The organism is Sphingobacterium faecium (genome assembly GCF_003054045.1).
Classification (GTDB): Bacteria; Bacteroidota; Bacteroidia; order Sphingobacteriales; family Sphingobacteriaceae; genus Sphingobacterium; species Sphingobacterium faecium.
In genome coordinates this window covers 161,663-180,117 of record NZ_QBKH01000003.1, presented here as the reverse complement: position 1 = coordinate 180,117, position 18,455 = coordinate 161,663, and the positions used below count along the sequence as shown (strand labels likewise).

Here is an 18,455-nt window from a genome sequence, read left to right as displayed (position 1 = left end):
TAACAATTTATATCCATTTGATTATAAATGTCCACTAATGACCATGATTTGTAATGACCATCTTCACTTGGTAAGGACCCGTATAATGATTACCCACCATGAGGTTCTCATTGACCGTGATGTAATAATCTCCTGTGTCTTTAAACCGATATTTTAAGTCTTTACCAAATGGACCATCAACGGTACCATCTGGCGAGAAAAGTTGGGCTATTCGAATATTTGCGGTATCTGCTGCACTTAGAAGTGTGATAACTGCCGAATCAGGCTTATTTACGAAGATCAAAATAGTATCTGTTACTCCGGATATTTTATTCATATTTTTCAACAAGCTCCCATCAGAAAATGAAATATGAGATAACTCTTGTGTCATCGTTTCCTCTGGATTTTGATTTGTATGTAGAGTTTCCCTTGATTGAGGTGACTGACAAGAGGTATGAATAAGAAACATACTAAAAATTATAATAATGGATAACCTAGCCATAAGTTTTGTTTTCAATAACAATTACAATAATCGAATGGTTTGTTATATCCATAAACTTAAGGAAATTTAATGCAAGGATGATACATACCTACCGATCAAGGAGAAGTCAAAAAAAATGACAAATGCTATATCTTTTTAAGAATATAACATCCTGCCTCTGAAGGGTGGTCTAAAACCATCGATGATCGATCCTCCTTCCAAATAAGTTTGACAATTAAAAAATCTCCTGCAGCTGCCCCAGTAAAAAATATGGCAAATAACAAAAGGAATATATTTCCAGTTATCAATGAAATCAAAGCTGGAATAATGCCTAGGATCATACCTGGCATTAAAGCCCCTATGATATAATGGTTTACTTTTAAGGGTTCTTTACAATGACAATATGGAGTTAACATTTTAACTAAAAAACCAAACTTAATGGATTTAAATCCATGTTTAGCATATATGGAAAAAGTTATACCGTGGATCAGTTCATGCAGAACAATTCCAACAATCATAATCAAAAAGATAAGAAGAGGTGCAGAAATAATGTTACCTCCAAAAGAATCTTTCATTATGCTGATAAAATCTTGTGTAGACCAGAGGAAATAAAATGGAATACCATATGCTAAGATGACTATTGCAAATAAATACAACGCCACTACATTAGCGCGATATAGATCTATTGTTCGCATTTCTTTGGTATAGCTTTCTGTAAAATCTGGTTCCATATAAAAATCGGTTTAATAGTTAATTTGTTACTTTTCCATCATCATCTAAAAAAATATGATGGGATACAACATTAATCTTGAAGATAAAAATAAAGCATCACACCAACAATTTTTTTTCTCACAAAAAGTAATAAAATTATTAATATAGAAATTAAAGGACTATTTTTGAATAGCAAAATAACTCAATTGAATAAAATTCTGTACAATATGTGAACCCAATTCCTATATTAGGAGGAGATGCTTCTCACCACAAATAAAACAGAAACTCTAATATCAATAGCAGTTCTTAACATCAATCAATTAAAATGGCAATTCCAACCAATAAAGAAGAATTACGGCAAGCTATCGAGATCAATTATAATAAACTAAAAAAAGAACTGAGCAGCATTCCACAAGAGCTGACAAGGATACAGGAATTAGAAGGGCACGCAAAAGGAGCAAAGATGAGTATCAATAATCTTTTAGCTTACCTAATCGGTTGGGGAGCATTAGTTTTAAAATGGAACCAAAAGAAAGACAACAATGAGTCTGTCGATTTTCCTGAAACAGGCTATAAATGGAATGAGCTGGGCAGGCTAGCTCAAAAATTTTACGAAGATTATCAAGCGGACGATTTTACAACCTTGAAGCAAAATCTGGACATCCATGTTGACCAGATTTTATCGCTCATAGCGACAAAATCTAATCAAGAACTCTATGAAATCAATTGGTATGAAAATTGGACCTTAGGAAGAATGATACAATTTAATACCTCATCACCTTATGCAAACGCAACTGGAAGAATACGTAAATGGAAAAAACAGAAAGAAATTTAATCGGATTCATATCAATAATCTTTTAACGAACTATAAAGCTTAATCCCAATTCCTATGAAAAATCAAATAAAGCAAGTATTTGTTATCTTATGCTGTATGTTCTTAAGTTGTAATGCCCAAGAAAATCCAAAGATCATTGGAAAATGGGATGGTTCTCTTAAAGATGCAAAAACAGGAAAACTAGTAGAAAAAATCATCTTAGAGTTTACTAAAGATGGACAGTTTCTTCAACATCTAGGAGAAGGAAAGATGCAGCATACCATAATATCAAGTTACAAAATTGAAAAAGACAAAATCATAACTGTAGAAAAAGAAAGTCAGGAAAAATCTGAGTGTAACTATACCATTAAGAAAGACACCTTAACGCTATTATACGATGGTATCTCAAATCAATACATAAAATTAAAATAAGAGCTATAACATAGCTGTAAAATGGCGTTTTATATTACTTGATCGCCATTTTACAGATTTTATTTTGATTTATATGACAGATAGAAGTCCATAATAGTCCATTACCTATCCTTGTTGCAAGTCATTATAATTCTATTTCCAGAATAAAAGCAAACAATTTAAAAACGTTCTAATGTCAATTCCATATTAGCGATCGCTCCAGCAATATTTCCTGTACTCACTGCACTGGCTACAGAACGCATCATCGTACTATTATCACCACAAGCATAGATACCAGGAATGGTAGTTTTCTGAAAATTATCAACTTTGATATGCCCTTGTTCAGTCAACTCACATCCTAACTTATTAGGAATAAGAGCGTGTTGAACAAATGGAACCGCAGCATAAATTGCGTCAAAACGTTGCGATGTACCATCTTTAAATATCACTTCTTTGACCTGCCCCGCATCATGTATAATTTCAGCTATTTCCGTCTCTATGACATCAATATGATTGCGGCCTAATTTATCCAATTGCTCCCCTTTGAAATCAGCCTCCCCCACTGTCAAAATACTCAACTGATCAGTCAAATTATTAACTAGTGAAGCAAGATGAAGTGCACGATCTCCACGTGCAATAATTCCTGTTTTTTTATGACGAAACTCATAACCATGACAATATGGGCAGTGGATAACAGAAATACCCCAGCAAGCAGCAAATCCTTTTATATCTGGCAAAATATCCTTAACTCCCGTAGCAAAAATCAATTTCCTAGCTTTAAAATTATTTCCACCTGCTGTTATAACTTCAAATCCTTCTGGCAAAAGTTTTACTTTTATTACCTGATCTTCATGAAATTGTACGGTTTCATATTGAGCAACTTGTTCCTTTCCTATCGTTGCAATCTCCAAAGGAGTTTTTCCATCTTGTGTCAAAAAGTTATGGGAATAAGGTGTCTGTCGATTACAGGGTATTCCACTATCGATGATGAGCACATTTCTCAAAGAACGCCCTAAGGCCAGTGCTGCTGAAAGTCCTGCATAACTGCCTCCAATAATAATAACATCATAAATTTCAACCTCTTTCATCATATATCATAGTTTTATTGATCCAGTAACAAGTGCAGGATCTAATTTTAATAAAGATAATGATTACCATCTTTATTGCAATGAAGTTGCAATAATTTCATAGAATATAAGTTCATTTCTTACGGTTACATGACAGAGGAAATAGCTAACAACCACTTCACATCATAAGCATCGCTTATTTCAATTAGTTTTTGTAAATCATGATGCCTTTTAGGGAAATGATAATGACTGCTTGCGAGTTTCTCCACTAACAAATTTCTATAAACAACATTTTCACACATTAAAAAGACAGATAGATAGTTCCCAATGATTCGGCCCTCATCAGCAACTAAATCCGAACCGTGAATAACAATATCCTTAGAGATGAGTGATCCAAAAATTACAGGATTTTTTGGAAAATCCTGTAATTGATTCGTGAATGTATCAAAATGTAATGTACCACCAAAACAGCTATGGTAAAATGTTAGCGCTTCTTTACAATTTCCAGAAAATGTGAGGAAGATTCCACTTACCAATTTGTTGGTATTTTTAAATAACATTGTATTTCCATTAAGCATCAGGTATTTCAGTTTCAACCAATCTCTTCATTTTATCTAATGATTCCTGCCAACCTAAATAGCACATTTCAACAGGTATTATATCTGGAATATTTTCTTGCACAATTTTAAGTTCAGTACCGCAGGACACCTTATTCAATGAAACTGTGGTTATCATTTCTCCCGGAAGATTAGGATCATCAAAACGATCACTATATTTAATTGATTCGTTCGGTACAATCTCTAAATATTTTCCACCAAATGAATGACCATTTCCAGTACTAAAATTAATAAAGGTCATTTTAAAGTTACCGCCTACTTTAAAGTCCATTTGTTGCACCGTACATATAAAACCATAAGGAGGTAACCAGGTGGAATGTGCTATTGGATCAGCAAAAGCATGAAACACTTTTTCAGGCCCCGCCTGAATAATGCGATGTAAGGAAACTGTATTCTTTTTCATGACACCAAATTTTAGGATTTACTAATTTTTTGATTCGACATAATTTGAAAAACTGTTTAAGATGACCTGCCATCCTTGTTTTTGAACTTCAACCTCATTTTCGCTCTCCGCATCAAAAACTGTCGAAAGAGTTGTTTTACCATCCTTTTCCGTAAATACGGTACTCACCTTTCTTCCGTCAGTCATACTGTAAGCCAACTCCTTAAACAATTCGACCTTATCATAAACACCTTCAAAATCAAAGCCAAAACTACCATCTTTAGCTTCCATTCTATTCTTAAATTTTCCATTTACCCGTACATCATTTTCGCTTGTCATTTTCATTTTTCACAACTCATTAAGAATGATCGTAAGCTTCAAAACGATAACTCTACGAATTTGCAGGATACCCGATGGTCATTTGGAGCTATCTAAAGAAAACTCAACGTAAATACCGGTATACAAGAAAGAAAAAATAATTTTTTTTTCTTATTTTTAGATAAGCAAAATTTACAAACGAGATAAAAAATACACGTATTATTTTAAAACAGCAAATACGGAATACTTTTTACTAAAATTGCACTTTCGAAGACATGAAAATTCCAGAAAAGTTTTTAACCCGTCAACATGAAATAACTGCTGATTTTTTACGAGAGGTAGATAATCACCTTAAAGATATATTATCTGGAGATAAGGACCAAATGTTTGAGATTCGAGATTTTGCAGCATTGCTATATATACATCCCATTCACCTCAGCAATACGATCAAAGCCGCAACAGGACACTCACCATGTTATTTTATGGAAAACAGATTAATGGAAATATCAAAATCACTATTACAAATTGATAAAATGCCAATTTCCGAAGTTGCGCGGACATTAACCTATGATCCATCCAACTTCACCAAATTCTTTAAGCGCTTTTCGGGAAAAACTCCAAAGCAATATCGTACAGATTATTTCCAATCCTTACCTTCTAAAGAAGATAAAATAGCTATATAATACTTAAACTGTCACCATTTTTATCAACATTTGTCATCTAACTTTGTTTTCAATTTAAAAGCAAATGGAAACAAAAAATAAAATTGCACTAGTAACTGGTGGTAGCCGCGGACTAGGAAAAAATACAGCTCTCAAAATCGCATCAAAAGGAATCGATATCATATTAACATATCAATCGCAACAAAAAGAAGCTGAAAACACCGTTGAAGAAATTATAAAACTTGGCGTAAATGCAATAGCCTTACAGCTCAATGTTGCAGACAGCAAGACCTTTGATTCATTCTTTACAGAAGTAAAACTAAGCCTCAAATCTGTTTTTAATACCGATAAATTTGATTTTTTAATCAACAATGCGGGTATAGGAATACATGCGTCTTTCGCGGATACAACAGAAGAACAGTTTGACAATTTAGTAAATATTCATTTCAAAGGAGCATTTTTTTTAACACAAAAAGCTTTACCAGTTCTTCAAGATGGAGGTGCCATAGTGAATATTTCATCAGGGCTGGCTCGTTTTTCTACTCCCGGATATGCAGCTTATGCATCCATGAAAGGAGCTATGGAAACACTAACGAAATATCAAGCTAAAGAGCTTGGATCAAGAGGAATCAGAGCTAATATTATAGCTCCAGGAGCGATTGAAACTGATTTTGGAAACGGCATGGTGCGTGATAACGAGCAGATTAATATAGCCATTGCAGCACAAACAGCACTTGGAAGAGTAGGATTACCGGATGATATCGGAGGTGTAGTTGCATTCCTGTGTACTGAAGATGCTAAATGGATCAATGCGCAACGTATTGAAGTTTCTGGAGGTATGTTTTTGTAGTAGTTGAATTATACTAAAAATTCAACCTTCGAAGAATAAGATCTAAAGGCATAAATTAAAAATATGAGCTTATCCTAATCACCTCATATTTTTAATTTAATAATGATTACTTTTTCAAAAACAACCGTAAAAAACTGTATATCGCTTTAAATAATAGATTTTTATAGATATTTAGTATAATAAGATATAATTAAGTTAATTCCAATAATGATTACATCCAAAATAAATTATAGTTTCAATAAAACTTCAATCAATCTCAAAATCAACAAATACAGCACCTTCAAAATGTTGTTCTTCAACATTCCTAAGTGCATCATCAATAACAATTAAAGCCGGCTCACCAATTCCAGATGTACAATCTAGTCGAACCAAATAATCCCAAACATCATTAACTTGGATAGGATAGTAACTTGGGTTTTCATGATCAATACCTTGTGCAGATGCTAATATATTATAACCTCTAATTTGCAGTTGTCGTAATAAATTGTAGTTAACAGGTAAAAATTGCATAGTTTAAATTGCATAGTTTACATTAAATTAAGTGCATACTATAGAAACCCTGAGCTCTTTTGAGAAAAAATAACTCAATCTAAAATATGCGTTAAGATATCTATCCCCCTTTTATAAGTTATTAACAGGTGGAACACGCATAAAAATATATAAAACAAAGTCCTGTATTTCAAAATTACACCTTAGTTCCTTATGTTTCTAAAGATCAAAAACTCAATTATCTGACCTTGTCAATATTGATAAATTTAGAATCAGGAAAATAATCCCTTCCCATTTTATTATTGTCAGATTCATTAATCTTCTTATGGTTAAACAACGACCATCCATGAAATGTTTTAATTATTTCAGTTAAAAAATTATTAAAGTATAAATTTTAAAATCAAAAATTTATTGATCGAATAGTACATATTCAATTAAATACATTTTATTTTTAGACACCTACAAAGTATCTATTAAAACAAATACAGGATCTGAATGCACTAATTAATAAATCATATCAAACAATAAGGCAGGATCAAGTTTAAGAACATCCGTTAGACTCGCAAATTTAAGTGATGAAAGGTATCAAATTATTAGAATAAAAAAAGCCCCCTGTTCATAACAAACAGAGAGCTCTTTATCAAAGCATTATACACTAATTTTTAATAAACAGACTTGCAATATTAAGTACAGCCTCAGCACCTAACGGTTCATCAAAAGATTGTGTTGCAGCTGCAAGAGATATATTTCCAGAAACTCCTTTTAGAGTTGTAATATCAACATTTGCTTGTACTTTATTATCCTCACCCATATAGACAGGATCTACAACTGCACCAATACCACTATCATTGGCACCTGTTATCCATGGCTTTTGATTTGCTGCACCTCCCCCTCTAGCTCTACGCATCTGACGGATATGAGATGCGTGACGAGCTTCTACAGAATGGATTTGTAAAGCGGCCGTAAGTACAACCTTATTGCCTAATAATATTCCAGCTTGACCTTTATAAGCACGTACACCAGTATCTTCAAAAGCCTGAGCTAAAGCCAAAAAAGTATCATAATCACTAAATACATTGGCAAAAGTTCCCCCTGCTGTAAAGTCAAAAGTAGGTTTCGAAACAGCCTTATCACCTAATACCTGTTTCAAAAATTTAACATGCGCATTTTCGTGATCGCGAATCGTCGTGATTGCACCTAATGGTCTACCCGAAGGAATTAGATTAGAAGCTGCCACGCCCATCGTGTAGTATTCCGCTTCCAGATATTCCAACGTCAAAGCATAATTCAATACTCCATTTACATCCGTAGGTGCAGTAGCTCCATATGCTTTCTTAAACAAATCACTTATGAGAAAAGGCAAAGATGCCAATGTAATTTTTTTACCAAATGAAGTCATATTTCGAATAACTTCTCTACGTGGACTAATGCGATCTGTAAATTCAGGATCAACATTATTTATTTCGTCAAATACATTTAAAAGATTCATAACAATAAAATTTTAAAAAGTTAGTAAGTAGGTAAATCCTTTACATCAATTTTAGATTTGATAAAAGGCGCAGCCGCTTGAAGTACCATGCTAGGGCTTTTAGCAACATCAAGACCATTTGCATCAATGACCTCTTGATTTGCAAAACTTCCATTATCAATCAGGTCTCTGATCCATGCAGCGTGTCTAGCTTCCACGGAAACTATTTTGCCCGCTAACAATAAATAAGACACATCCTTGATCAACCATCCTGCACCATTATAAGCAGATACCCCCAGGTCTTCAAATGTTTTGGCTGTTGCTAATACGCTGTCACGACTAGAAAAGTTAATCCCCGAAAGATTAAATTCCAAATCCAATATTGCTTTGTCTCCTAATGCTTTTTTGAAAAACTCACGATGTGCAATTTCATGATCGCGAATGTCCGTAAAAAAACTCTTTTCCATATCTGTAATACCGGAAAAAGGACTGTTGACAACTTTAATGTAAAATGCAGCTTCAAGCTGTTCTAGTGCGTAGGCATAATTTAAAATAGCAATATCGCCGCTACCAAAATAGAAACCATTACCGCTCATATCATCGTCGTTGCGATCTTTTTTACAGCTAGAAAGCCCTAATAAAGCGACGCCAGCAAGTCCAGCACCAGTAAATTTTAAGAAATCCCTTCTATGAAGGTCTTTTTTATCGAGGTGTTCTTTTTCATCGATTAAACACTCTTTTTGAGATGACATCTTTTCCATAACATATTCGTTTTTTAGTGTATAATTTTAGTTTATATAGCTATATACGACAACTTTTTACGAGCGGATTGGAAGATTTTCTTTTTTTTTAAATATTCCTCAAAACAAGTATAAACCACATATTATAAGCGTATTAATCCGCCATGACTTTATTTATTTGAGCTGTAGAAAATATATTGTACTATTTCGGTTTACAGATATATCGATAGTAAAAACAACAAAGGCAACAAAGGAACAGTTTCAGAAAATTTAACACGTTACGAATTCACAAACGTATGACATATTACAGCAGCACAAAATCATCTTCACTAAAGATAGATTGGGAAAAAATAACGATATTAGATTTAATCAAAGGCACTAATAAAGCAATTATTAAGACCACTCAAAACTATGACTCATGCAGCGCTACTAATTGGCAATGACATCAACAATATCAATAAAGGAACAAGTTGGAATGATCTGTTAATTAGTATTAAGAAAAAATATCATGTTCAATCCTTAGAGAATGGTCAGAAACCATTCCCTATGCTCTACGAAGAGATATTTCTAAATGCAATAAAACAAAAGCATGTGGATGAGAAAGAGCTTAAAACTTTCATTGCAGATGCTGTTTCCTCGATACAACAAAATGAACTCCATGAATTGATTAGAGAATTACCCATTCAAAATATCATGACAACCAATTATGATTTCAGTCTAGAAGGCATACATCCAAAAGTAAAAACAAGTTTAGTGAATGAAACGACCTACAGTGTATTTAGACAATATCGATCTTTAAACAAAAACTACTGGCATATTCACGGAGATTGCAATAATCCATTTTCGATTAACCTTGGCTATGAACATTACTGCGGACAATTGCAAAAAATGCGTGACTATGTTGTCAATGGGCCAAACTATTCACCAAGCACAAAAGTGTATAAAGCCTCCCTGATCAGAAGATTACAGACCGGTAAACAAATGGCTTTACAATCATGGATTGACCTCTTCTTCACAGAAGATGTTCATATTTTTGGACTCTCATTGGATTTTGTAGAGATCGATCTTTGGTGGCTGCTGACTTACCGCGCAAGAAACAAGTTTTACAAGAAAAATACCTTTATCAAAAATCAGCTTTACTATTATATTCCCAATAAATATGTAAAACTTTCATCAGACAAAATACAGCTTTTAAGAGCCAATGATGTCAAGGTAGAGATCGTTGACGATGAAAACAAAACCAATTATTATAAAGCAGTTATAAACAGCATAAAAGGTAAATTGTAAAGATGCAAACAGAGTAATATGAATGCCTAAAAAGTGCTCACATGATTTCAAATACCGAGCACTTTCCAACAAAATTAAAATTTCATTTTCTGGATTCTTACCGCATTTAGTATCGCAATCAAAGAGACACCAACATCAGCAAAAACAGCTTCCCACATCGTTGCTATCCCCCCTGCTCCTAAGATCAATACAATTCCCTTCACCACAAAAGCTAAGGTAATATTTTGCCATACGACGCGCTTTGTTTGCTTACCAATACGAATTGCAATCGGTATTTTAGACGGTTTATCATCTTGTATCACCACATCGGCAGTTTCAATGGTAGCATCACTTCCTAGACCTCCCATTGCGATCCCCACATCACTCAGAGCTACCACGGGAGCATCATTGACACCATCCCCAACGAATGCAACGCGTTGATTCTGTGCCTTAATTTCTTTAAGTTTATTGACTTTATCTTCTGGCAACAGATCTCCATACGCATGATCAATACCCAATTGATCCGCGACATGGCGAACCACCGAACTTTTATCTCCGCTTAGCATCGTTGCTTTTACATTCAATTTATGCAATTGTTCAATCGTTTCTAATGCATCAGCTTTAATGGTGTCTGCAATAGTCATATAACCGACAAACTTACTATCATAGGCAACAGCGATCAAAGTATATACGATCGAAGCAGGATCAACATCATAACGGACATTAAACATATCCATCAACTTAAAATTACCCACTAACAATTGCTTTCCATCCACTATTGCCTGCAATCCATGTCCGCCTATTTCTTCCACTTGATCTAGGCGAATACCATGATCTACCTCACCCACATATTGATGGATAGCTGTAGCAACAGGGTGAGTACTATTACTCTCCAAAGCATTTACCATCTTCAATATGGTGGCCTGATCAAAATTGGCATCAAAATTAACCTCTTGCACCTGAAAAACACCTTCGGTCATCGTTCCAGTTTTATCCATCACCACATGCTGAATACGAGCTAACGTGTCCAAGAAATTACTTCCCTTAAACAAAATACCATTTCGGCTGGCTGCACCTATTCCTCCAAAATAACCCAAAGGAATAGAGATGACTAAAGCACAAGGACAAGAGATAACTAAGAATACCAATGCTCGATACAACCAATCGCTAAATACGTAATCTTGCACAAATAGCGCCGGGAGTAAACAAATACCGATCGCTAGAAAAACAACGATTGGCGTATATATTTTTGCAAATTTACGGATGAATAATTCAGTCGGTGCTTTTTGTGCTGTTGCATTCTGTACCAGTTCCAAGATCTTACTCAATTTACTATCTGTATATGCAGTCGTGACCTTAATGAGACTTACTGTATTCAAATTGATCATCCCAGCAAGGACAGACTCACCTTTAGATTTACGATCAGGTTTACTTTCCCCGGTCAAAGCAGCTGTATTAAAAGAAGCAACATCCGACAACAACTCGCCATCCAATCCAAGTTTTTCTCCCGGTTTTAATTGAATAATGGATCCGATCTCTGCATCCGTAGCTTTTATGATTTGGGGCCGATCATCAATCAAAACAGTCACCTCGTCTGGGCGCTGATCCAAAAGCGCCTTGATATTTCCTTTAGCACGCGATACAGCCAAAGTTTGAAAAACTTCACCAACAGCATAAAATAACATGACCGCAACACCCTCGGGATATTCACCGATAGCAAATGCGCCAATGGTAGCGATAACCATTAACAAAAATTCCGAAAAAACATCCCCCTTACGTATACTGACAAATGCATCTTTAATAACAGGAAAACCCACAGGAACATAAGCAACTACATACCATACAACTCTTATCCAACCATCAAACCATTCTTGTGCTATCCAGTTATCCCATACAATAGCGATCATCAAAAGCAAAAAGGAAACGATCGCAGGAGCAAACAGTTTCACCCGACTACCTTCTACATGAGAATGATCGTGGCCATCATCATCGTGATGATGTTCAGCATGATCGTGTCCATCATGACTATGCTCTTTACCTGTTTCCTGATGGTCGACCAGTTCCGAAGCGCCAGCCTGCGTATATATCTTTGTCGTGTGTGTACAGCAAAGCTGATTTCCAGCTTTATCATATGTATGTTTATGTTGTGCAGTCATTGTGTAAAATTTCTTTAAGCTATTTATAATACCAAAGATATGAGCTCTTTTGATGCAATACTATTGCATAGTTTCATTCATACAGTTTTCACAGATTCCTTTGGCAAAAAGCCGTACCTCATCAATTCGAACTGAATCATTATGAGGTGCAGAAAAATTAATATCTGTCCGACATGTAGTCTGCTTACAGATTTTACAATAAAAATGAAGATGCCAGTCTTGATGTGTTTCCTCATTACAGTCGTCATGACAGAGGATGTATTTACTCGTATTATTTTCTTGTATACTATGGACAATCCCTTTTTCTTCAAAAGTTTTGAGTGTACGGTATAGGGTAATTCGGTCTGCTGGGTAGAAATGCGACTCCATCTCAGATAATGATAAAGCAATATGTTGTGAGGCCAAAAAATCGTACACCAAAATCCGCATACTTGTCGGCTTCGTATTTTTATCTCGAAGTTTATTTTCTATTTCACTATTCATTTAATTGTATTTAAACCAGACATTTTGCATTTTAATCTTAAAAGCGAGATTTATTATCCCATCAGCACTTGATAGGATACACGCCTATACATCAATATTAATCAGTCAAAAAATAAATCATTATCATACTGAAATTTACATATAAATGTACAAAGTATAAAACCCTAATCAGTTCAATTTATAGATAATTTAGATCTATGAGTTATAAATAACAATTAAGATACCACCTTTATGAAACTATCATTTGCTCAGTCCAAAACTACTCTTAATTGAATTATATTTCGTCAAGTATTGACTTGACATCCGTAAGTATCTATACCTGATATAGGGCATATTTGGATGAAGTATTCTTCAAAAAGGAACTGTAAAATACTAAGTCAGAGGTTTAGTCTTTAAGTTATTGAAATAGTTGATTTTATATAAAAACATAGTTGCCATTTTATCTCCCCTATGAATAGCTTCATCAGCTTTCTCTCCTTCAAAAAATTCATAGACGGTACTATGCCAAAGTTTTAGCCATGAATCAAAATGTGCACTCGTAAGCGCCATGGTGGCATGCGGAGGAAATGGGCTTCCAAAGTAGGTATGCTTTTCCAGCAAAATCGTTTGCCAAAAGCTATACATTTTTTTTAAATGCTCCTCCCAGCGTCCTTCCAATAGATTATTGAATATTGGCCCAATAAGCGTATCCTCACGAACCCTCCCATAGAATATATCAACAAGTAATTGAATATCTGCTAGTGAAGTGATATCTTTCTTTTTCATATTCCAAGTACACAACTTAATAAACGATTATTTTTTATATCAAATATAATCAATAATAAAAGAGTTAAACATCTTTTATAACTATATTTATATTAATTAAAAAAACGGACATAGAAATGAACAAAAAAAACAATCCGATATCTCTCTATCAAGAAGTATCATTTGCAGCAGCAAAACCATCAGTAACGCTCTTACTAGAAACATCATCGACCAAAGAACTGCGAATATGTCTAGCAAAAGGAGTACTTATGGCCGATCATAAAAGCCCCTTCCCTATTGTCATACACATCCAAGAAGGATCTATCGACTTCCATACTGACGGAATTATGCACAAGATGACAAAGGGTGATCTAATTGGCTTAGAAGGATCCATACTGCACAATCTTAAGGCAAATGAAAATAGCATCATAAGACTGTCCATACACGAACAAGATCAAGTAGAACGCGTACAGGATGTCATAAATAAAAAGTAGAGCTGTATCTTTGCATACTAGATCACCATTAAAATAATAGAATCGATAAATGGGTATTTTTTCTAAAACCTGTGAATATGCCGTGCGTGCGGTTTTTTATATCGCTCAAAGCTCTCAAGAGGGTCGAAAAGTGAGTATTAAAGAAATTGCTGAAAAAGTAAAGTCTCCAGAACCTTTTTTAGGAAAAATTCTTCAAAACCTCAGTAAAGTAGGTCTAATACAATCTACAAAAGGACCCCATGGTGGATTCTTTATTGATCCAGAAGGATTAAAAAAACCAATTGCCGATATTGTATTAGCCATAGATGGCGAACAGATTTTTACAGGCTGCGGCATGGGACTGGATTATTGTTCGGAAAAAAATCCATGTCCATTGCACCATGATTTCAAAAAAGTAAGAAATCAATTAAGTAGTATGCTCAAAAAGACAAGTATCGGACAATTTAATCTCCAACTCATAAAAGGAAGCGTCACTTTATACAAATAACAATTCCCTTTCTTTTTTATTGATTAAGTATTACATTTTTTATTCGGCCCCTATGGTTAAGAAAATCAAATATTTTCATCTTAAACTTAGTCTAATCAAACACTTAAAATAGTCCTTTCCTTACCCAAATAAGAACTGCTAACCGCTTTTGTTATTCCTGTGAGGAACATTATAGATCAGATTTCCAATAATCACTCGTTGCTTGGGTTGATTACCTTTTCTTCTTCAAAAAAAGTCCTATCTCTCGATAGGACTCACATAAACATATGATACTTATTAAACAATTTCTAGAGATAACTATTGATTGATTTAGAAACTTTCCAGGCACCTCCTTCATGGACCAAGGTAACCAATTCAGTCCTTGTGAAATTTTCAAACTGCATCGTGATTTTTGCCACCATATAATCTGCAGATTTCTCCAAAATTGAAGTTGTTGTTTTACAGTTTAACTGATGGCCTTTTTGCTTCTTCAAAAAACCGATCACTTCAGATCGACTATTGGTTTTGATGCTTTTCCCATTTACCTTTTGACTATAATCCGACGCAAATAATTGTTCCAATCCTAGCGATTGTCCTTCCGTGATCACCTCTACATAGTGATGGATAGCAAAATCTGCTGTAGATAGATTAATTACTTTTTCAGGATGTTCTGCGGCGATAGTCATTGTTGAGATTGCGACTAGTACTGCTGCTGTGAATGTTTTTACTAACGTTTTCATAATGTCTTTATTTTATAGATTTAGTTTTCTTGAGTTATCAGTTAGTCAATCAAATATTCAATTCATCATAAATATTGCTTTTAACTTTCTGATTCAAAATTAAGACAAGGAACGAACCCGTTTTATTACATTTAGATCAACAATAGTTATAACTCGGTAAATAGCAGAAAAATAAAGGTAAAGTATTAAGTACTTATCAAATGGTCAGCCTCCAATTGATCGAAAACCATCAATACACCAACTACTTGAAATTGTTCTTTCAAATATTCAGCGCGCGAGAAATACCGAACATCACCGATTTCATTACTCGGATTAATCTCTTCCTGAAGATCATATATAAAACAATCTTGCTCCATAATTACAACAGGTAATTCACCATAAGCAGGAGCCGTGATATGACAATAAAAGCTTAATCTTTCCGTATTTAGCACAATCATCAATTCCTCTTTTATTTCTCTCTTCAACGATTGCAGCGAGTCCTCCCCCTGATCCACCTTACCTCCAGGTAGATACCATGCTTTTTTATTATTGCTATACGCCAGCAGTAATTTATTATCCTTTAGTGTGATCAGACCTGCAGTAAGAAGACTAGATGATCGTGTATTCATATTAAAAACATTAAACGTGTATACAAGATAATCTAATCATTTTTATAGAAGAATCAATAGTCAAACTTACTTAATTTTACAAAAGACATAACGATCTTTAAACCCCAACAAAATGGGTCTCCCCATATCAAAAGCATAATTTATCGAAAACTTGCTACCTTTATAATACGAAGAATAAATATGCGTAAAGAAAATTCAACAAATTCGATCAATGAAAAATCATTATTGGAATTTTGTAAAGCCCATAAAGCACTTGCCAAAATCAGTGGCAGATGGAAATTATCCCTACTTTTTGCACTCCTAGAGGAAGATTTAACTTATGCAAGTTTTAAAACCATACTTCCAGATATTTCTGACCGGATACTAGCCAAGCAATTGAAAGAATTAGTAGAAGATCAGATGATATACAATAAGAAAGATAAAGTCCAATCTCTTTACATCTTGACCGAAAAAGGTAAGAAAATTGTTGCTGTATTGACCACTTTAGGCGCTATAGACGAAAACTAAAAAGACACCTGCTCTAAAAACTCAATCACCTCACCATTTGGACTATAAACCAAGCTGTTGTAAACATCCACTGATTTTAATTTATTTTTCAATTGAATTTCAAACACCCCATTACTAAGATCAGTAGCCCCAACTTTTAGTGCCTCCTCTCTTGCTTTAGCAGCATCTTTCACTACAAAACAGATGTGAAGAATAGAATTTTCAACAATTTCCTCACCTAATCTTCTCTTCCTTCCCTGTGCAGGCATGTCGGCATCACCATCACAAATTTCAACATACACCTTAATTTGTTCATGATACATCATGACACATTTTTCTAGCATAAAATCTGGTAATGACCAAGAATGCACAATTACAAATCCCAATTGTTCATAAAACTGGACTGTTTCTTCAAATTGAGGTGCCTTTAACGAATAATGATGAAAATCGACGATATTTTCTGATAACTTCATAATACATATTTTTCATCAAAATTATGAAAGCTTATCTTTCCATTAAAGAACTTACAAAATTGTTAGTCAATCCAAGACATGCCATAAAACCTACTCATCTAACCTAAATTGCCAATATGCATATTTTTATCAAACGATTCTTAACAAATACTGTTATTGAATAAAATAAACAAATTATGGCAAACTCTAAATTCATCCGATTTTTTAATTTACATACCGGTGAAGACAAAAAGGAAAATGTTTTAGAAAATGTTGTGAACAACATTTCTTTCCGGGGTGCGAATCTTTGGATTTTAGCCTGTGCCATTGTCATCGCTTCAGTAGGTCTAAACGTCAATTCTACTGCAGTTATTATCGGTGCTATGCTTATTTCTCCTTTGATGAGTCCTATTGTAGGAGCAGGATTTGCCTTAGGAGTTTACGATTTTCCACTATTAAAAAAATCATTAAAGAATTTATTGATTGCAACTTTTGTCAGTCTGCTGGTTTCATTTTTATATTTTACAATAAGCCCATTTAAAGATGCGCAATCCGAACTCTTAGCACGAACCTCGCCCAATATATATGATGTATTGATAGCCTTCTTTGGCGGACTAGTTGGAGTCATCGCCATAACCCGTGTCGAGAAAGGCAATCCTATTCCAGGAGTAGCCATTGCAACAGCACTAATGCCCCCCTTATGCACAGCAGGTTATGGTTTAGCGATCGGTAATCTATCCTATTTTGCTGGTGCACTCTATCTTTATATGATCAACTGCTTCTTCATTTGCCTTTCCACATTCATCATTGTCAAATACCTCAACTATCCAAAAGTAAACTTTGTAGACGCAAACCGTGAAAAGAAAATAACACGGGTCATTTCGCTAATCATCCTCGTTCTCATTATTCCGAGTATATATTTTGCCTATACATTGCTAGAGCAAAAAAAATACTCCCAGAAAATCAACAATTTTGTTCAAACAGTTTTTACCGATAAAGGATATACAGTATTGTTTGAAAGAACAAATTATAATACCAATCCCAAAAAATTAGAATTGGCTTTCCTTATTAAAAAATTCAGTAAACAAGAAGTCGAAGAAATAAAAAAAGAAATGAAAGATTTTGGAATTACAAATACGGAACTGATCATTCGTCAGGACAATAACGATCTCAAAACAGATATTCTAAATGAAATAAATAAAACGCAACAGAATCTTTCTGAAAAGGATCTGAGGATAAAACAGTTAAATGCAGAACTTAATAAATATCAAATCAATACCCCAAATTTACAACAAAATATTAAAGTCTTATTTCCACAAATAAAAAGATACAGTATTGGGATTCAAAATCAAATTATAAATACAGATAGCGTGTATAATATGATTTCATTAATCTATGAAGCAGATAAAACATTAAGTCCTGAAGAAACTTCAAAACTAGAAAACTGGATCAAAATCCAATTTCCAGAAAACCAAGTTAACATTATTGAAAAGAAATAATAGTTCGCATATTTTGTCTATTGAAGCAGTATAAAATTGCAATTTTTGATAAATTATATACATGAAAAGATC

24 protein-coding genes are annotated in these 18,455 nt (G+C 34.1%); 9 read left to right on the top strand and 15 right to left on the bottom strand.

Going from position 1 to position 18,455, the window contains the following annotated elements:
• Positions 1-34: 34 nt before the first annotated feature.
• On the bottom strand, positions 35-448 hold the full coding sequence (locus C8N37_RS08940) for a hypothetical protein (protein ID WP_108158603.1): 414 nt from the start codon (positions 446-448) through the stop codon (positions 35-37).
• Between the two features lie 158 nt (positions 449-606).
• The gene (locus C8N37_RS08935) at positions 607-1,191 is read right to left on the bottom strand and encodes a DUF3267 domain-containing protein (protein ID WP_108158602.1); all 585 of its coding nucleotides are present in this window, start codon (positions 1,189-1,191) and stop codon (positions 607-609) included.
• Between the two features lie 305 nt (positions 1,192-1,496).
• On the opposite strand from C8N37_RS08935, the gene C8N37_RS08930 reads away from it, so the two are divergent.
• Positions 1,497-2,006, top strand: a complete 510-nt coding sequence (locus C8N37_RS08930; protein ID WP_108158601.1) for a ClbS/DfsB family four-helix bundle protein — start codon at positions 1,497-1,499, stop codon at positions 2,004-2,006.
• A gap of 54 nt (positions 2,007-2,060) precedes the next feature.
• Positions 2,061-2,417: a hypothetical protein gene (locus tag C8N37_RS08925; protein ID WP_146171041.1), complete on the top strand. Its 357-nt coding sequence runs from the start codon at positions 2,061-2,063 to the stop codon at positions 2,415-2,417.
• Positions 2,418-2,575: 158 nt separating this feature from the next.
• Here C8N37_RS08925 and C8N37_RS08920 read toward each other — a convergent pair whose 3' ends face one another.
• From C8N37_RS08920 to C8N37_RS08905, 4 genes are all read right to left on the bottom strand, one after another.
• The gene (locus tag C8N37_RS08920) at positions 2,576-3,487 is read right to left on the bottom strand and encodes an NAD(P)/FAD-dependent oxidoreductase (RefSeq protein WP_244914377.1); all 912 of its coding nucleotides are present in this window, start codon (positions 3,485-3,487) and stop codon (positions 2,576-2,578) included.
• A 122-nt stretch (positions 3,488-3,609) separates the two neighbouring features.
• Complete coding sequence (locus C8N37_RS08915) at positions 3,610-4,023, bottom strand: VOC family protein (RefSeq protein WP_108159043.1); 414 nt, start codon at positions 4,021-4,023, stop codon at positions 3,610-3,612.
• A gap of 10 nt (positions 4,024-4,033) precedes the next feature.
• Positions 4,034-4,483 (bottom strand): SRPBCC family protein, encoded by a 450-nt coding sequence (locus C8N37_RS08910; protein ID WP_108158598.1) that lies wholly within the window; start codon positions 4,481-4,483, stop codon positions 4,034-4,036.
• Positions 4,484-4,504: 21 nt separating this feature from the next.
• Entirely contained in the window at positions 4,505-4,807 is a 303-nt protein-coding gene (locus C8N37_RS08905; protein WP_108158597.1) for an SRPBCC domain-containing protein, read from the bottom strand.
• A 248-nt stretch (positions 4,808-5,055) separates the two neighbouring features.
• On the opposite strand from C8N37_RS08905, the gene C8N37_RS08900 reads away from it, so the two are divergent.
• Together C8N37_RS08900 and C8N37_RS08895 are read left to right on the top strand one after the other, a co-directional pair.
• Complete coding sequence (locus C8N37_RS08900; RefSeq protein ID WP_108158596.1) at positions 5,056-5,463, top strand: helix-turn-helix transcriptional regulator; 408 nt, start codon at positions 5,056-5,058, stop codon at positions 5,461-5,463.
• Between the two features lie 64 nt (positions 5,464-5,527).
• Positions 5,528-6,292 carry an SDR family NAD(P)-dependent oxidoreductase gene (locus C8N37_RS08895; protein WP_108158595.1) on the top strand — a complete coding sequence of 255 codons (765 nt, stop codon included), beginning with the start codon at positions 5,528-5,530 and terminating at the stop codon, positions 6,290-6,292.
• Between the two features lie 246 nt (positions 6,293-6,538).
• Here C8N37_RS08895 and C8N37_RS08890 read toward each other — a convergent pair whose 3' ends face one another.
• The 3 genes from C8N37_RS08890 to C8N37_RS08880 all read right to left on the bottom strand — a co-directional run bounded on the left by C8N37_RS08890 (position 6,539) and on the right by C8N37_RS08880 (position 9,010).
• Entirely contained in the window at positions 6,539-6,802 is a 264-nt protein-coding gene (locus C8N37_RS08890; RefSeq protein WP_108158594.1) for a hypothetical protein, read from the bottom strand.
• Between the two features lie 634 nt (positions 6,803-7,436).
• Positions 7,437-8,270, bottom strand: coding sequence for a ferritin-like domain-containing protein (locus C8N37_RS08885; protein WP_108158593.1), 834 nt, complete (start codon positions 8,268-8,270; stop codon positions 7,437-7,439).
• 20 nt (positions 8,271-8,290) lie between these two features.
• Positions 8,291-9,010: a ferritin-like domain-containing protein gene (locus C8N37_RS08880; protein ID WP_108158592.1), complete on the bottom strand. Its 720-nt coding sequence runs from the start codon at positions 9,008-9,010 to the stop codon at positions 8,291-8,293.
• A 390-nt stretch (positions 9,011-9,400) separates the two neighbouring features.
• Here C8N37_RS08880 and C8N37_RS08875 point away from each other — a divergent pair, with 390 nt between their 5' ends.
• Positions 9,401-10,276 carry an SIR2 family protein gene (locus tag C8N37_RS08875; RefSeq protein WP_108158591.1) on the top strand — a complete coding sequence of 292 codons (876 nt, stop codon included), beginning with the start codon at positions 9,401-9,403 and terminating at the stop codon, positions 10,274-10,276.
• Positions 10,277-10,350: 74 nt separating this feature from the next.
• Here C8N37_RS08875 and C8N37_RS08870 read toward each other — a convergent pair whose 3' ends face one another.
• From C8N37_RS08870 to C8N37_RS08860, 3 genes are all read right to left on the bottom strand, one after another.
• Entirely contained in the window at positions 10,351-12,411 is a 2,061-nt protein-coding gene (locus C8N37_RS08870; RefSeq protein WP_108158590.1) for a heavy metal translocating P-type ATPase, read from the bottom strand.
• A 60-nt stretch (positions 12,412-12,471) separates the two neighbouring features.
• Positions 12,472-12,894, bottom strand: a complete 423-nt coding sequence (locus tag C8N37_RS08865; RefSeq protein ID WP_108158589.1) for a Fur family transcriptional regulator — start codon at positions 12,892-12,894, stop codon at positions 12,472-12,474.
• A 372-nt stretch (positions 12,895-13,266) separates the two neighbouring features.
• A complete protein-coding gene (locus C8N37_RS08860; protein ID WP_108158588.1) occupies positions 13,267-13,659 on the bottom strand; it encodes a group III truncated hemoglobin in 393 nt (130 codons plus the stop codon).
• Between the two features lie 116 nt (positions 13,660-13,775).
• On the opposite strand from C8N37_RS08860, the gene C8N37_RS08855 reads away from it, so the two are divergent.
• Positions 13,776-14,132: a cupin domain-containing protein gene (locus tag C8N37_RS08855; protein ID WP_108158587.1), complete on the top strand. Its 357-nt coding sequence runs from the start codon at positions 13,776-13,778 to the stop codon at positions 14,130-14,132.
• A gap of 49 nt (positions 14,133-14,181) precedes the next feature.
• Positions 14,182-14,619, top strand: coding sequence for an RrF2 family transcriptional regulator (locus tag C8N37_RS08850; protein WP_108158586.1), 438 nt, complete (start codon positions 14,182-14,184; stop codon positions 14,617-14,619).
• A 287-nt stretch (positions 14,620-14,906) separates the two neighbouring features.
• Here C8N37_RS08850 and C8N37_RS08845 read toward each other — a convergent pair whose 3' ends face one another.
• Together C8N37_RS08845 and C8N37_RS08840 are read right to left on the bottom strand one after the other, a co-directional pair.
• Complete coding sequence (locus tag C8N37_RS08845) at positions 14,907-15,338, bottom strand: nuclear transport factor 2 family protein (protein ID WP_108158585.1); 432 nt, start codon at positions 15,336-15,338, stop codon at positions 14,907-14,909.
• 185 nt (positions 15,339-15,523) lie between these two features.
• Positions 15,524-15,946 carry an NUDIX hydrolase gene (locus C8N37_RS08840; RefSeq protein ID WP_108158584.1) on the bottom strand — a complete coding sequence of 141 codons (423 nt, stop codon included), beginning with the start codon at positions 15,944-15,946 and terminating at the stop codon, positions 15,524-15,526.
• Between the two features lie 180 nt (positions 15,947-16,126).
• On the opposite strand from C8N37_RS08840, the gene C8N37_RS08835 reads away from it, so the two are divergent.
• Entirely contained in the window at positions 16,127-16,453 is a 327-nt protein-coding gene (locus C8N37_RS08835; protein WP_108158583.1) for a winged helix-turn-helix transcriptional regulator, read from the top strand.
• Here C8N37_RS08835 and C8N37_RS08830 read toward each other — a convergent pair.
• The gene (locus C8N37_RS08830) at positions 16,450-16,905 is read right to left on the bottom strand and encodes a VOC family protein (RefSeq protein ID WP_108158582.1); all 456 of its coding nucleotides are present in this window, start codon (positions 16,903-16,905) and stop codon (positions 16,450-16,452) included. The two genes, C8N37_RS08835 and C8N37_RS08830, sit on opposite strands and share 4 nt — an antisense overlap.
• Positions 16,906-17,081: 176 nt before the next feature.
• Between C8N37_RS08830 and C8N37_RS08825 the strand changes: the two genes are divergently transcribed.
• Positions 17,082-18,383, top strand: a complete 1,302-nt coding sequence (locus C8N37_RS08825) for a DUF389 domain-containing protein (protein ID WP_108158581.1) — start codon at positions 17,082-17,084, stop codon at positions 18,381-18,383.
• The last annotated feature ends 72 nt before the right edge of the window (positions 18,384-18,455 follow it).

Excerpts from the sequence above, each read along its gene's own strand:
- C8N37_RS08940 (WP_108158603.1), bottom strand. The coding sequence starts at position 448 with ATGTTTCTTATTCATACCTCTTGTCAGTCACCTCAATCAAGGGAAACT.
- C8N37_RS08935 (WP_108158602.1), bottom strand. The coding sequence starts at position 1,191 with ATGGAACCAGATTTTACAGAAAGCTATACCAAAGAAATGCGAACAATA.
- C8N37_RS08930 (WP_108158601.1), top strand. The coding sequence starts at position 1,497 with ATGGCAATTCCAACCAATAAAGAAGAATTACGGCAAGCTATCGAGATC.
- C8N37_RS08925 (WP_146171041.1), top strand. The coding sequence starts at position 2,061 with ATGAAAAATCAAATAAAGCAAGTATTTGTTATCTTATGCTGTATGTTC.
- C8N37_RS08920 (WP_244914377.1), bottom strand. The coding sequence starts at position 3,487 with ATGATGAAAGAGGTTGAAATTTATGATGTTATTATTATTGGAGGCAGT.
- C8N37_RS08915 (WP_108159043.1), bottom strand. The coding sequence starts at position 4,023 with ATGTTATTTAAAAATACCAACAAATTGGTAAGTGGAATCTTCCTCACA.
- C8N37_RS08910 (WP_108158598.1), bottom strand. The coding sequence starts at position 4,483 with ATGAAAAAGAATACAGTTTCCTTACATCGCATTATTCAGGCGGGGCCT.
- C8N37_RS08905 (WP_108158597.1), bottom strand. The coding sequence starts at position 4,807 with ATGAAAATGACAAGCGAAAATGATGTACGGGTAAATGGAAAATTTAAG.
- C8N37_RS08900 (WP_108158596.1), top strand. The coding sequence starts at position 5,056 with ATGAAAATTCCAGAAAAGTTTTTAACCCGTCAACATGAAATAACTGCT.
- C8N37_RS08895 (WP_108158595.1), top strand. The coding sequence starts at position 5,528 with ATGGAAACAAAAAATAAAATTGCACTAGTAACTGGTGGTAGCCGCGGA.
- C8N37_RS08890 (WP_108158594.1), bottom strand. The coding sequence starts at position 6,802 with ATGCAATTTTTACCTGTTAACTACAATTTATTACGACAACTGCAAATT.
- C8N37_RS08885 (WP_108158593.1), bottom strand. The coding sequence starts at position 8,270 with ATGAATCTTTTAAATGTATTTGACGAAATAAATAATGTTGATCCTGAA.
- C8N37_RS08880 (WP_108158592.1), bottom strand. The coding sequence starts at position 9,010 with ATGGAAAAGATGTCATCTCAAAAAGAGTGTTTAATCGATGAAAAAGAA.
- C8N37_RS08875 (WP_108158591.1), top strand. The coding sequence starts at position 9,401 with ATGACTCATGCAGCGCTACTAATTGGCAATGACATCAACAATATCAAT.
- C8N37_RS08870 (WP_108158590.1), bottom strand. The coding sequence starts at position 12,411 with ATGACTGCACAACATAAACATACATATGATAAAGCTGGAAATCAGCTT.
- C8N37_RS08865 (WP_108158589.1), bottom strand. The coding sequence starts at position 12,894 with ATGAATAGTGAAATAGAAAATAAACTTCGAGATAAAAATACGAAGCCG.
- C8N37_RS08860 (WP_108158588.1), bottom strand. The coding sequence starts at position 13,659 with ATGAAAAAGAAAGATATCACTTCACTAGCAGATATTCAATTACTTGTT.
- C8N37_RS08855 (WP_108158587.1), top strand. The coding sequence starts at position 13,776 with ATGAACAAAAAAAACAATCCGATATCTCTCTATCAAGAAGTATCATTT.
- C8N37_RS08850 (WP_108158586.1), top strand. The coding sequence starts at position 14,182 with ATGGGTATTTTTTCTAAAACCTGTGAATATGCCGTGCGTGCGGTTTTT.
- C8N37_RS08845 (WP_108158585.1), bottom strand. The coding sequence starts at position 15,338 with ATGAAAACGTTAGTAAAAACATTCACAGCAGCAGTACTAGTCGCAATC.
- C8N37_RS08840 (WP_108158584.1), bottom strand. The coding sequence starts at position 15,946 with ATGAATACACGATCATCTAGTCTTCTTACTGCAGGTCTGATCACACTA.
- C8N37_RS08835 (WP_108158583.1), top strand. The coding sequence starts at position 16,127 with ATGCGTAAAGAAAATTCAACAAATTCGATCAATGAAAAATCATTATTG.
- C8N37_RS08830 (WP_108158582.1), bottom strand. The coding sequence starts at position 16,905 with ATGAAGTTATCAGAAAATATCGTCGATTTTCATCATTATTCGTTAAAG.
- C8N37_RS08825 (WP_108158581.1), top strand. The coding sequence starts at position 17,082 with ATGGCAAACTCTAAATTCATCCGATTTTTTAATTTACATACCGGTGAA.